Annotated in this window: 12 protein-coding genes; 11 read left to right on the forward strand and 1 reads right to left on the reverse strand. The window is 46.2% G+C overall.

Annotation, left to right across the window (positions count from 1 at the left end):
- The first annotated feature begins 11 nt into the window (after nucleotides 1–11).
- From ACZ45G_RS22845 to ACZ45G_RS22885, 9 genes are all read left to right on the forward strand, one after another.
- Nucleotides 12–719 carry a cytochrome c biogenesis CcdA family protein gene (locus ACZ45G_RS22845; RefSeq protein ID WP_464172816.1) on the forward strand — a complete coding sequence of 236 codons (708 nt, stop codon included), beginning with the start codon at nucleotides 12–14 and terminating at the stop codon, nucleotides 717–719.
- 14 nt (nucleotides 720–733) lie between these two features.
- Nucleotides 734–1,924: an MFS transporter gene (locus ACZ45G_RS22850; protein ID WP_464172817.1), complete on the forward strand. Its 1,191-nt coding sequence runs from the start codon at nucleotides 734–736 to the stop codon at nucleotides 1,922–1,924.
- Between the two features lie 280 nt (nucleotides 1,925–2,204).
- The gene (locus tag ACZ45G_RS22855) at nucleotides 2,205–2,624 is read left to right on the forward strand and encodes a cytochrome c3 family protein (protein ID WP_464172818.1); all 420 of its coding nucleotides are present in this window, start codon (nucleotides 2,205–2,207) and stop codon (nucleotides 2,622–2,624) included.
- 46 nt (nucleotides 2,625–2,670) lie between these two features.
- A complete protein-coding gene (locus ACZ45G_RS22860; protein WP_464172819.1) occupies nucleotides 2,671–3,342 on the forward strand; it encodes a methylenetetrahydrofolate reductase C-terminal domain-containing protein in 672 nt (223 codons plus the stop codon).
- Nucleotides 3,343–3,435: 93 nt separating this feature from the next.
- Nucleotides 3,436–4,137, forward strand: a complete 702-nt coding sequence (locus ACZ45G_RS22865; RefSeq protein ID WP_464172820.1) for a hypothetical protein — start codon at nucleotides 3,436–3,438, stop codon at nucleotides 4,135–4,137.
- Between the two features lie 63 nt (nucleotides 4,138–4,200).
- Nucleotides 4,201–4,587, forward strand: coding sequence for a 4Fe-4S dicluster domain-containing protein (locus tag ACZ45G_RS22870; RefSeq protein ID WP_464172821.1), 387 nt, complete (start codon nucleotides 4,201–4,203; stop codon nucleotides 4,585–4,587).
- A gap of 38 nt (nucleotides 4,588–4,625) precedes the next feature.
- The gene (locus ACZ45G_RS22875; RefSeq protein ID WP_464172822.1) at nucleotides 4,626–5,549 is read left to right on the forward strand and encodes a methylenetetrahydrofolate reductase; all 924 of its coding nucleotides are present in this window, start codon (nucleotides 4,626–4,628) and stop codon (nucleotides 5,547–5,549) included.
- Between the two features lie 97 nt (nucleotides 5,550–5,646).
- A complete protein-coding gene (locus tag ACZ45G_RS22880; RefSeq protein WP_464172823.1) occupies nucleotides 5,647–7,122 on the forward strand; it encodes a two-component system sensor histidine kinase NtrB in 1,476 nt (491 codons plus the stop codon).
- On the forward strand, nucleotides 7,109–8,599 hold the full coding sequence (locus ACZ45G_RS22885) for an ATP-binding response regulator (protein ID WP_464172824.1): 1,491 nt from the start codon (nucleotides 7,109–7,111) through the stop codon (nucleotides 8,597–8,599). The genes ACZ45G_RS22880 and ACZ45G_RS22885 overlap by 14 nt, the downstream gene beginning before the upstream one ends.
- A gap of 20 nt (nucleotides 8,600–8,619) precedes the next feature.
- On the opposite strand, the gene ACZ45G_RS22890 is transcribed toward ACZ45G_RS22885, so the two are convergent.
- The gene (locus ACZ45G_RS22890; RefSeq protein ID WP_464172825.1) at nucleotides 8,620–9,003 is read right to left on the reverse strand and encodes a response regulator transcription factor; all 384 of its coding nucleotides are present in this window, start codon (nucleotides 9,001–9,003) and stop codon (nucleotides 8,620–8,622) included.
- Nucleotides 9,004–9,808: 805 nt separating this feature from the next.
- On the opposite strand from ACZ45G_RS22890, the gene ACZ45G_RS22895 reads away from it, so the two are divergent.
- Nucleotides 9,809–12,526 (forward strand): molybdopterin-dependent aldehyde oxidoreductase, encoded by a 2,718-nt coding sequence (locus ACZ45G_RS22895; protein ID WP_464172826.1) that lies wholly within the window; start codon nucleotides 9,809–9,811, stop codon nucleotides 12,524–12,526.
- A 165-nt stretch (nucleotides 12,527–12,691) separates the two neighbouring features.
- Entirely contained in the window at nucleotides 12,692–13,735 is a 1,044-nt protein-coding gene (locus tag ACZ45G_RS22900; protein WP_464172827.1) for an XdhC family aldehyde oxidoreductase maturation factor, read from the forward strand.
- The last annotated feature ends 7 nt before the right edge of the window (nucleotides 13,736–13,742 follow it).

The raw sequence follows: 13,742 nt of genomic DNA on the forward strand, positions 1-13,742 counted from the left end.
TAAATTTAAGGATGTCACTCGTGTTTACGGAAACCATAACATTTCCAGCGGCTTTTATTGCCGGATTGCTCTCTTTTCTCTCTCCTTGTGTGCTTCCCCTGATACCGGCCTATTTTTCTTTTATCACCGGCCTGTCAGTGGAGGAAATGACTACTGACGCCAAAGGAATCCGGCAGAAGGTAATCCTGTCCACCCTTGCCTATGTGGCCGGGTTTTCATTTATTTTCATCCTGTTCGGGGCATCAGCCTCCTTTCTTGGGGGATTTGCCTCCCAGTATTCATGGGTAATCCGTTATCTTGGGGGGGGGATTGTACTGATATTTGGTCTCCACCTTCTAGGAATAATCAACATCAAGGGATTTCAGTTTGAAAAACGATTCCATGTCAAGAAAAAACCCGTTCATCTGCTGGGAACCTTTGTTATCGGTATGGCATTTGGTGCCGGGTGGACCCCCTGCATCGGCCCCATGCTGGGCAGTATCCTCATTGTTGCCGGCAACCAGGAGACCATTCTCAAGGGCGTCTGGCTTTTAGCTGTTTATTCTGCCGGCCTTGCCCTTCCCTTTATCCTGATATCCATCTTTATCAATTCCATGCTTGGGTTCATGAAAAGGGCCACCCGATTGATCGGTATTATCAACAAGGTTGCTGGGGTCCTGCTAATTGCCATCGGGCTTCTGTTGATATTTGATCAGTTTAAACTCCTGGCCCTCTTTTAAAGAAAATTCCCGCCATGGCCCAGACTTCCCGACAATTTTTTGGTTTTATCGGAATAACCACCTTCACCAAGTTATTAATGAATGTTACCAGAAGAATGATCTACCCTTTTGCCCCTGAATTTGCCCGGGGGCTTGGAGTGGATCTGTCCGCCATCACCTCTGTCATCGCCGTGAACCAGGCCACAGCACTCCTGGGGCCGGTGGGAGCCTCCTTTGCCGATCGATACGGGTATAAGCTGCTCATGCTCTTTGCCCTGGGGTTTCTAACCATTGGCACCTTTGCAGCAGGATTTATCCCCTTGTATTCGGTCCTGGTGGTCTGCCTGTTTCTATCCGGCCTTTGCAAAAGCATTTTTGATCCCAGCCTCCAGGCATTTATCGGCGAGTTTGTCCCCATTGAACAGCGCGGAAGGGTCATCGGCATCACCGAACTTGCCTGGGCAGGTTCCACCCTGTTGGGAATACCCGTTGCCGGGCTCATCATAGAACGGTTTTCCTGGCAAACCCCTTTCTGGATTATCGGCCTGCTGTCTCTTGTCTGCTTTGGTCTGATCTTAAAATTAATGCCCAAAACCCCATCAAAGAAAAAAATTTCGAATCAAAAGACCCCTTCATTCCTGTCCAATTGGAAAACCATTGTCCAAAACCGGGAGGTTGCGGGTATTCTGTTATTTGGTTTTTTCATGGCCCTGGCCAGTGACACCTTATTTGTCATCTACGGGGCCTGGTTGGAGCAGTCCTATGGGCTTTCCCTGGCATCCATCGGATTCAGCACCATTTTGATCGGAATTTCAGAAATGCTCGGGGAAGGCTGCACCGCTTTTTTCTCGGACCGCATCGGCCTGAAACGGTCCATTCTCATAGGGGTCAGTCTCTGTGCAGGGGCCTATTTTCTTCTGCCAATTCTTGATACCGGCCTTCCCCATGTGCTGACCGGACTTTTCCTTATTTTTTTCTTCTTTGAATTCACCTATGTAACGGCCATGAGCCTGACAACAGAATTGGTGCCGGAACTTCGGGCCTCCACCATGTCTGCCTTCTATGCCATCGGAGGCCTGGGCCGGGTGGCCGGCGCCTTTGCCGGGGGCATGATCTGGTCCTCCTACGGCCTTGCCGGAATCAGCCTCATCTCTGGAGGATCTACCCTCCTGGCCCTGGTGTGCATTCTTATAGGTTTCTCCAAAAAACAACAGGGCTCCAAATAAGAATAATCTAAGCCCGTCTAATTTCCGTACAACATTGCCCAAGTTTCGAACAGTTTAAAGGCTTGAAATCCTTTACGTGTACTTGTCCCAAAACCTGTTATTGTTCGATCACGGCCCATCCGCAACATCAAATTCCCAGCAAGATTGAAAGATCCTTCCGCAAACTTACCGCCCTCGTCAATAAGGCTCAAATAAAAACATTTGAATTTTTAAAAATTATGACTTATACAAGACCTCTTGGCTTGAAATATAAGAATGGTTTTATGGAGTAAAAAAAATAATGACATATAAAAACAACGTCAGCTTGGTCATTTTGAAGTGTCTTCTTATTTTTGCGGGTTGTGTCTTTGTCTCCGGTTATATCTTTGTGTCAGGGGTATTTGCTTACCCCGAGGACATAGAACTTGGCGGAACGAAGAATCGCGGTCCTGTGGCATTTCCCCATGAACTTCATATGGAGAGTTTTGAATGCCTGGAGTGTCACCATATTATGGAAAATGGAAAAAATGTAATGGATGAATCTGATCTCGAAGAAGGTAATCCTGATATTTCGTGTGCCTCTTGTCACCAGGAACAATCAAAAGTAGAGAGAAGAGAAGCCTTTCATCATCAATGCGTGGGGTGCCATGATCAGTATAGCTTTACGCCTGAAGAAAAAGGCCCGACCCTTTGCGGTGAATGTCATATCCAGAAAAAATAATACCAATAACAGCTAACTATAAAACAGCTAACTTGGAGATTAAAAAGTGGTAAAAGCAAAAAGAAAGCCTCTGCAGGAGATTAAAACAGCCATAGACGGATATGAAAACATATTAACCGTCGGCTGCGGAGGGTGTGTGTCCGTTTGTCTTGCCGGAGGTCAACGAGAGGTTAATGCATTAAATATTGAACTTGATCGTTCATTTAAGAAAGAAAACATCCACAAGCGGTTTGATGGATATACAATAGAACGCCAGTGCAATGAAGAATTTATAAAAGAGCTTGAAGGGAAGGCGGATCAATACGATTGTATCCTTTCAATGGCCTGTGGCGCCGGTGTCCAGAATATGGCTGCATATTTTCCCACGATTCCGGTTTTCCCGGCGGTTAATACGGTCTCCATTGGAATTGATAAAGCCCTTGGTATGTATGAAGAACGCTGCAGGGCATGCGGTCATTGCGTTCTGGGGTATACCGGCGGTATCTGTCCTGTGACCCGATGCGCCAAAGGGTTGTTCAACGGCCCGTGCGGTGGCACCAATAATGGATATTGTGAAATCAGCCCGGAAATACCCTGTGCATGGCAGGAGATCTATAATCGGTTAAAAGCACAAAACCGCCTGGATGATATCCTGAAGATCCAACCGCCCATGCAGTGGCAGAATCAGACCCCCAGAACCATTATCCAGGAACCTTACGAAAAACGATATCTGGGATGATGGATTTTGTGGGCTAAAAAATGTAATAGGTTTTACAGTCTGAGAATCAGTTCAGGCCATCCTGTCAACCCTAACGGTTAAATGAATTATATTATGGAATTTTCAACCATTTTTTCATGGGCATTTGCCTATGACTTTTTAAAAGGCCCCATGGTGTGGGTTTCTTTTATTGTATTCATCTTTGGAACCCTGTTTCAGATTTTTAAATTTTCTTCTTTGATGTCCAAACCCGAAAGAATACGTCTCAGTGCAGGACCCGGAAAGTTTATTTCATCCCCCCCGTCTCCTGAAAACAAAAAGTCCTGGTATTTGAGATTCAAGTTATCCATTGCCGGGGTCAATCCGTTTATGACAAGTGTCACTGTGGTCTTTCATGTTTTGTTATTGGTCCTGCCCATTTTTGTTTTGGGCCACAATATCTTACTGAACAATGCCTTTGGGATCAGTATGGTATCCCTTCCGGAAAATATATCCCACAGGCTGACTCTGGTTGTAATCTTGTGTGCCTTGATTTTTCTGTACCGAAGAATATGGTTATATCGTGTCCGACTCATTACAACTTTTGAAGATTACCTGTTTTTGATCCTCGCTGCGGCTCCCTTTATCAGCGGATTTCTTGCGTATGAACAGTTTTTTCCAAATTACAAGTTGGTCATCGGGCTTCATATTTTATCCGGCGAACTTATGTTGATGGCGGTGCCGTTTACCAAATTCATACATATGATCTTTATGTTGATCGTCCGCTTTAAAATTGACGGCGAGTATAGTCTCGGCAATGGAGACAGGGCTTGGTAACCTGCATTTTTTATTTGTTCAACTGATTCTATTTATTAAACGATTGTCAGACCGGAGAATTGAATGTTTAGAAAAAAAAATACTGCCGGCGTTAACAGCGAGGAAATACGCGCCATACTGGATGAAAAAAAGACAAAGATGAAATTGTCATTAAAGGCATGTGCCCACTGCTCCCTTTGTGCGGAGAGTTGTTTTTTATTTATGAGCCATGATAAAGATCCCAAATACATGCCGTCATATAAATTTTTAAATTCAGTGGGTGTGTTATATAAAAAAAAAGGAAATGTGGACAAATTGGATCTTGGGGAAATAAGGGATATTGTATGGGAACGATGCGTTTTGTGCACTCGTTGTTACTGTCCCATGGGAATTGATATACCCGAAATGATTGCACTGGCCAGGCGAATCTGTAGAAGTCAGGGTGTTTATCCACAATATGACAAAGAATAAAATGCTGTTGATAAAAAAAATTATGAGGATCATTGAAAATGAAATCAGGAAGTAAATTTGAAAGAATATTAACCGCTGGTCATTTTGCTTTTACCGGAGAACTTGGACCACCACGGGGCAGCAATATTCAGGTCATTAAGGAAAAAGCCGCACCACTCAAAGGGATGGTGGACATGGTCAACATTACCGACAATCAGACCGCCATGGTCAGGATGTCCAGTTGGGCCGGAGCTCTGATTCTGGCCGCCGAAGGCCTCGAACCTAATTACCAGATGGTCTGCCGTGACAGGAACCGCCTGGCCATGCAGTCAGATATATTGGGGGCATATGCCCTTGGCCTTCGGAATATACTCTGTCTTTCCGGCGATCACCAGAAATTCGGGGATCACCCCAATGCCAAAGGCGTATTTGATATTGACTCTATCCAGCTTGTTGGCATGGTAAAAAAAATGCGGGATGAGGGCAAATTCCTTGGCGGGGATGAGATTGATGAACCACCGAAAATGTTTATCGGGGCTGCTGCAAATCCCTTTGCCCAGCCGTTTGAGTGGCGTATCCATCGTCTGGCAAAGAAAGTGGCTGCCGGTGCGGATTTTATCCAGACCCAGTGTGTGTACAACATGGAAAGGATCAGGGAATGGATAAGAATGGCCAACGATATGGGACTGACAGAAAAAGTATATATTCTCCCGGGCATAACCCCCCTGAAAACCCTTGGTATGGCCAAATACATGAAAGACAAAGTACCGGGAATGGATGTGCCCGACGAGACCATCAAGCGCCTTGAGGGTGTTGACAGAAAAAAAGTGGCGGATGAGGGGATTAAAATTGCCTGTGAACAAATCGAAGAATTTAAAGAAATGAAAGGGGTGGCCGGTGTTCATTTAATGGCCATTGGATGGGAGCACAAGGTTCCGGAAATTGCTGAAAGGGCAAAAGTTTTACCAAGACCTGAAGTTTAATAAGGCCGTTGTTGATTTAGGATCATGGTGTTATGATAATAATGTAAAGGTCTTACCAAGACCTGAAGTTTAATAAGGACCCCATAAGAGGATTGGTATGGAACAGGATCTGCTGATAAAAGCTATTGATTCCATCAAGCCATCAATTATTGTTATCTCCCCGGAGTTTAAAATATTGTCCGGCAACCGGGACCGGACTGACCCCGGATCACTTATACAGGGAAAACTCTGCTATAAAGCACTCTACAATCGAAAAATCCCCTGTTATAATTGTCCGGCCAAAGAAGTTCTTGAAACAGGTAAATCCGCCATAAAAAAATGCCATGACGAACCCTGTTCTCCTGGAAGATTATCTTACCTGTATTCATATCCGATTTTTTCAAACAAAAAAATCATTTCTCTTGTCATCATGGAGTTTCCAGTCTCTACCATGGAAAAGATGGAGAAAAAACTTCACCAGTCCGATGAATTTTTAAATAGATTGATCAAAAGTGCGGTGGACGGGGTTATTGCGTCGGATATGACGGGAAAAATCCTGATTTTTAATGATGCAGCTTGTGAAATAGCCGGGTATGAAGTGGATGAAGTGGTCGGAAAAAAGGATATTCGGGATATTTATCCCAATGACGGAGCAAGACAGGTCATGCGCATGCTCAGAAGCGATGAATATGGAGAAAAAGGAAGACTTCGATCCTTTCGGGTGAATATTCAAAAAAAAACAGGGGAATTCATTCCCATCAATCTGAATGCAGCCATTGTCTACCATGATGAGAAAGAAGCGGCAACCCTTGGATTTTTTCATGATTTAAGGGATACATTAAAAATGGAGGCTGAACTTGAGAAAACCCAGGTCCAGCTGCTACAGGCCGAAAAAATGTCTTCTCTCGGGGAACTTGCCGCAGGCATTGCTCACCAATTAAACAATCCCCTGGGCGGTATTACATTATTCACAAAGCTTGTCATGGAAGAATACGACCTGCCCGTCGGTGCAAAAAATGATTTGAAACGGATTTTCCGAGATGCACAGCGGTGCAGCAATATTGTGAAAGAATTGTTGAAATTTTCAAGGCAAACCGGTAATGAAATGCATCTTCAGGATATTAATCATGCCTTGACAAAAACTTTATTGCTTGTTGAAGACCAAACCCTTTTTCAAAATATTACAATTGAAAAGGATTTTCAGGAATCCCTTCCCTTTATTCCGGTTGATATTCAAAAAATAAAGCATGTCTTTATGAATATTATCCTTAATGCTGCCGATGCCATGGATGGGGAAGGCGTGTTATCAATTTCCACGCGACTGGGGCCTTTAAAAGACCGGGTGATGATTAAAATCAGGGATACTGGAACCGGAATCCCGGAAGAAATTTTATTAAAAATATTTGATCCCTTTTTTACAACCAAAGAGCAGGGAAAAGGGACAGGGCTTGGGTTGAGTCTGGCCTACCGGATTGTTGAAGACCATGGGGGGAAAATTAATGCAGAAAGCCAGGTCGGCTGCGGTACAACATTCAACATTGAGTTGTTGCTGTTTCCCCCGGACATAAAAGGCGGTACTAGTGGAAACCAATAATGCCATTGACATTCTGGTCATAGATGATGAAAAAGATATCCGTGACGGGTGTGAACGAATTCTTCAGCACATGGGCTGCAAAGTCTTCATTGCTGAAAGCGGCAAAGCCGGGCTTGAAATTCTTGAACAAAATAAAATTTCTATTGTGCTTTGTGATATCAAGATGCCCGGTATGGATGGGCTTGAGGTTTTAACCCGGATCAGGAAAACCCACGAATCGGTCCTTGTGATCATGATCACCGGGTTCAGTAAGGTTGAAACCGCAATTGAAGCCATGAAAAAGGGGGCGTATGATTTTTTATCCAAACCGTTTACGCCGGATCAGCTGAGAATTAATGTTACAAGGGCCATAGAAAAGATACGTCTTACCCGGCAGGCAGAATGCTTAAAACTTGAGCAGCAGCGAAACCTGGCAGATCTTGAAACGGAGCAAAGCCGTATCAGGACCATTCTTGAAACCCTGCCCAATGGTCTGCTGGTCACCAATTTGTCCGGTCAGGTTGTGCTTATGAACCCTTTATCAAAAACATATCTGGGCCTTTCACAGGATCTGTGCGTCGGGAAAAAAATCGAACACTATATTGCTGATAAAGGTCTTTGTGATTATATCATGGGGGTTTCCAGATGTAGCTTGACAGACGGCAAGCCCCTGGAAAATTATGAATTTTCATTGTCGGAAGAAAGATATGTCCTTGCCCGGGCAAGGCCCATTGAGGGCGAAGATGGCGAGTGTATGGGTGCGGTGGTGACATTGTCAGATATTTCAGCCATCAAAGTATTTGATCGCCTCAAAACTGAATTTGTGGCCAAGGTTTCCCATGAACTGAGGTCTCCGTTATCGGTCATTCACGAACAGCTTGCCATGGTTCTCAAAGCCAATGATCTTGACACATCCGATGCCAGCCAATACATCCTTGGCCGGGCAAAAGAAAAAACCAAAAGCCTGATCACCATGATCGCAGATCTTTTGGATATTTCAAAAATTGAAACCGGAAATAAAGGTCAGGTACAGGTCAAGATCCATTTGGATGATATGATCGGGAAGATTGTCGAATTTCTAGCAGGCAAGGCCAAAGACAAGCAGCAGACCATTCGATTCAATATTGCCGCAGAAAAAATTTCGCCGGTGGTCGCTGATCCCATTGCCCTTGAAAGTGTTTTTGGAAATTTGATTGAAAATGCCATAAAATATACCCCGGAGAAGGGAACCATCTTAGTTTCAGTTGATACCAAGGATACCGATATCCGGGTGATCGTAAAAGACAATGGGTTTGGTATGGAACAGCGGCATCTTGATAAAATTTTTGAAAAATTCTATCGCATTAAAGATGATGACACCCGTTTCATTAATGGTACAGGATTAGGACTTCCCATTGCCAAAGCCTTTGTTGATGCCTTGAATGGAAAAATCTTTGTCAAAAGCGAGGTTGGCAAAGGCAGTGAGTTTACCGTGCTTTTGCCAGCAGACAAAGACTGATGCCTGCGTCTATAATTTAATCAGTCCATCAGTGCTTTTAGACTTTTCAATATCTCTTCCGGTGATGCCGGTTTTGACAGAAAATCATCTGCGTCCATATCTATACCACTTGAATGGGAATAGCGGCTGGAGGTTACATTCTCTGCAACAGCCGTCAGCAGAACTATCGGTATATCACAGTATCGATCGTCATGTTTAAGTTCCGTGCAGACTTCATACCCATTTTTTTCAGGCATCATTACGTCTAATACGATGGCATCCGGTGGGTTGGCTTTCACTTTTTCAAGGGCTTCAATGCCATTGTATGCCACTTCCACATCATATCCTTCATGCCGAAGGTTTTCTTTAACGACTGCGACAAAATCCGGCTCATCATCCACTACCAAAATTCTTTTTGTACTCATACTCATCCTCGCTTTATATTATTACCCCAATATGGTTTTAATTTATAACATGATAATAAATCCGTGTCGATACCATTTGTAATATTGACAGAGGCTGCCAAAACAACTGAAACGCCCCCGACAAAGCAGATAGAAGATTTCAGGAAAGGGTTAGAATATCGGATTTTTCAAGGTCCATGGCAGAAGCGCCTGCCAGACTGTGTGAATTGGAAATCAAAGGAAGACACCCCCTTCATTCCTATCCAATTGGAAAAACATATCGGAATTTCGGAAATGCTGATTCAGTAAATTTGGACCTCTGTTGGGACGGCCTTTTCCTTATTTTTGGTTGTTTTTGGTTATTATAAGTCGCTTATACCCAATAAGTATACTTTAATAGTAAAAAGTTTGACAAAATATAACGATGGGTCTATCTAAATTATTGAGAGGTTTTGTTTCGGATGGAACTTGAATAACAGGGCTTGTACCCTCACGAGTCTGAACGATGATCACAAAAAATTTCATGATGACGATCCCTGGAAAGGGCCAATGATGTAAATTGAAATTTCATGACAAACTCTTCTGATTAAAAGAGTTGGTTCATAGAGGAGAAAACATGAAAACTGTTCCAGTCCAGGATATCGTGGCCCTTGGCCATGGTGGATTCTGCGAGAACTGTCCTGAGTGCCACTACCCTGCCTGTCCGTTTGGAAAGTGCTGAGGTGTTGTTGGGGATTTGCATAAATATCTTTATTACCTTCAGAAGTGCAATTGTGCCTTACTGATTATATCAAAAATTTATTTCAACCATAAAGGAGTAACCTAAATGTTAAAAAAGACACTCAATGTTAATGGAATTCCCAGAACGATTTTGGTTAACCCGAAAGACTCCCTGTCCACGGTACTGCGCAAGCAGCTCATGGTTCTTGGGGTCAAGGTCGGCTGTGACTCAGGCCAGTGCGGAGCATGTAATGTTATCATGGATGGCAAGCTGATCCGTTCCTGCATTACAAAAATGTCCCGTGTTCCCGATGGTGCATCCATCACCAGCATCGAAGGTATTGGTACGCCTGACAACCTTCACCCCATTCAGCTTGCCTGGATAGCCCACGGCGGAGCCCAGTGCGGATTCTGTACCCCTGGATTCATTGTATCATCCAAGGCACTTCTTGATTCCAACCCAAATCCTTCCCGTGAAGATATCCGCGACTGGTTCCAGAAATATAAGAATGCCTGCCGCTGTACAGGTTACAAGCAGATTGTTGATTCTGTCATTGACGCAGGCAAGGTGCTGCGCGGTGAGATGACCGAGGAGGAGCTTGCCTTCAAAATCCCTGCGGATGGTCGCATATGGGGAAGCAGCATGCCTCGCCCCTCATCCGTTGCAAAGGTCACGGGCACATGGATGTTCGGCGCGGATCAGGGAATTCTCATGCCCGAGGACACCTTGCAGATCGCCATGGTCCAGGCAGAAGTCTCCCATGCCAATATTCTTTCCATCGATACCGCTGAAGCTGAAAAAATGCCCGGGGTTCACAAGATACTTACCCATAAGGATGTCAAGGGCAAGAACCGCATCTCAGGATTGATCACCTTCCCCACCAACAAGGGCGACGGTTGGGACCGTCCCATTCTCTGTGATGAAAAGATCTTTCAATATGGTGACGCCATCGCCCTTGTATGCGCCGACACCAAAAAGCATGCGGACGCTGCCGCCGCAATGGTCAAGGTTGAGCTTGAGCCGCTGCCCGAGTACATGAGTGCTCCGGCGGCCATGGCTGACGACGCCATCGAGATCCATCCCGGAACGCCCAATGTCTATTATACCCAGAAACTTGCCAAAGGCGAGGATACCGCTCCCATATTCGAAAAGGCCGATTATGTCATGGAGGGTGACTACTATACAAGCCGTCAGCCCCATATGCCCATCGAGCCCGATGTGGGTTTCGCCTATATGAACGAGGACGGCAAGCTGGTGATCCATTCCAAATCCATCGGTCTGTATCTTCATATGTACATGATCGCCCCGGGTATCGGTGTTGAGCCGGAAGATATGATCATGGTCCAGAACCCCACCGGCGGCACCTTTGGGTACAAATTCAGCCCGACCATGGAAGCCATGATAGGTGTTGCAGCCCTTGCCACAGGCAGGCCCTGCTATCTTGAATACACCTACAAACAGCAACAGCAATATACCGGCAAACGCTCTCCGTTCTTTACCAATGTGCGCCTGGCCGCCGACAAGCAAGGGAAATTCCTGGGGCTGGAGACCGACTTTTCCGTTGACCACGGTCCCTATTCAGAGTTCGGGGATCTGGTCACCCTCCGGGGCGCCCAGTTCATCGGCGCTGGTTATAATATTCCCAACATGCGGGGTGAAGGCCGCACCGTCTGCACCAACCACTGCTGGGGAGCCGCCTTCCGGGGCTACGGCGCGCCGGAGATTGAATTCCCCTCCGAGGTACTCATTGATGAGCTTGCGGAAAAGATGGACATGGACCCCCTGGAACTCAGATATAAGAACGTTTACCGCAAAGGTTCCACAACTCCCACGGGATGCGAGCCGGACGCCCACTCCCTGCCCGATTTAATTGACCTGGTTCGTCCCAGGTACGAGGCTGCCAAAAAAAGAGCCGTTGCCAACTCCACACCGGAGATGAAGAGAGGCGTGGGCGTTGCCGTCGGCGTTTACGGTTGCGGTCTTGACGGGCCAGATACTGCTGAGATTGATGTCGAGCTTAATGCCGACGATACGATAACGGTCTTTGCCACCTGGCAGGACCATGGCCAGGGAGCTGACAGCGGGGTTCTCGGTACAGCCCATGAGGCCCTGCGGCCCATGAAAATCACACCGGATCAGATCCGGCTTGTCATGAACGACACAAGCGTCTGCCCCAATGCCGGTCCTGCCGGCGGCAGTCGTTCCCAGATGGTTGTCGGGCAGGCCATCCTCAATGGTTGCCAGGCCCTGGTTGCTGCAGCCCAAAAACCAGACAGCACCTTCCGAAACTATGATGAGATGAAGGCCGACGGTATTGACACCAAGTTCCACGGCAAATGGTCAGCACCTTGCACCAATTGTGATGAAAATGCCCAGGGAGATCCCCTTGCAGGCTACATGTACGGCGTATTCCAGACAGAAGTTGCCGTTGAAGTTGCAACCGGTAAAACCACGGTTGAGAGTATCCTGGTTGCTGCCGATGTCGGATGCATCAACAACAAGCTGATTGTTGATGGTCAGATCTACGGTGGTGTGGCCCAGGGGGTCGGTTTTGCCCTTAGCGAAGATTATGAAGACATCAAAAAACACTCCACCCTTACCGGAGCGGGTTTTCCGTATATCAAACAGATCCCTGATAATCTGGAGATCATGTATATCGAGACCCCCCGTGAGCGCGGCCCATTTGGCGCAGCCGGAACGGGCGAGCTGCCCCTGACCGCTCCCCATGCAGCAATCATCAATGCGATCAACAACGCCTGCGGTGCACGGGTCAGGGATCTGCCTGCCCTTCCTGAAAAAATCTTGGCAGCAATGCCCAAGTAGCATGCGTTACCGATAATATACGCCAAATTAACAAGGTTGCATAAAAAAATCAGCACGGGGCGACTTCGACACACGGCGAAGTCGCCCCGTGTTGTATAAGGGAAAAAAATCTGTTAAGAATCTTTTTTTAAACCCGAGAACACGCAAAGAAAAAAAGAGTCAAAGATGCGCAAGAACATTCAAGAGCTTTACAATAGTTTAAAACAGGGCAAAGCTGTGGTCATGGCCACCATATTGAGCAAGCAGGGATCGGCACCTAGATCTGCTGGAACAAAAATGATTGTCCATGAAGATGACCATATTAGCGGCACCATTGGCGGAGGGTGGGTGGAAGCCCGTGTGCAGGAGCTTGCCGAAAAATTATTTGAGAACAGGAGAGGCGCTTTCATCCAGGAGTTTACCCTGGATTCCAAGGAATACGCGGACATGGACATGGTCTGTGGCGGCAATATAACCCTTCTTTTGGAGTATCTGCCTGCGAGTGAAGACAATCTTGAGATCTTTGCAAGCTTTCTGAATATGCTGGGTCAGACCGGGGATGGTTTCATGGTCAGCCGGCTGGACAGTGAAAACCGTGAAAATTTTGACATGCAGCGCTGTATTATCTCGGGCAGCCAGTGCACGGGTGGTTTACAGCTTACCGAACAGACAATGGTCAGACTGTCTGAACAGGCTGAGCTGATGCGATCTCCGGGTCTTATCAACCTTGAAGAGGGAACCTTTTTTGTGGAGCCGGCCCAATTCAACGGAACCCTTTACATCCTTGGGGCAGGGCATCTGGGAATCGAAACGGCAAGGCTTGCCCACACAACAGGATTCAAAATCATTGTCATGGACGACCGCAGCCAATTTGCCAATAAAGAGCGTTTCCCCATGGCCAAAGTATATGTTGTAGAAAATTTTGAGAATTGTTTTGACAAATTTCCCATTGGCAAAGACAGTTATATCGTGGTCATGACCCGGGGCCATATCTACGATCGCAGGATACTCAAGCAGGCCATTAAAACCCCTGCCACCTATATCGGCATGATCGGCAGTAAATCCAAGAAAAAAGTTATTTTTGATTATCTGCTAACTCAGGGTGTCTCCCAGGAGAGGCTGGACAAGGTCTACGCCCCCATCGGGCTTTCCATCGGGGCCCAGACCCCCCAGGAGATTGCGGTGAGCATTGTGGCAGAACTTATCCAGGCCCGTTTTCTGGCCATATAAGTATCTC

The sequence above is a fragment of the Desulfoconvexum algidum genome, from assembly GCF_055382125.1.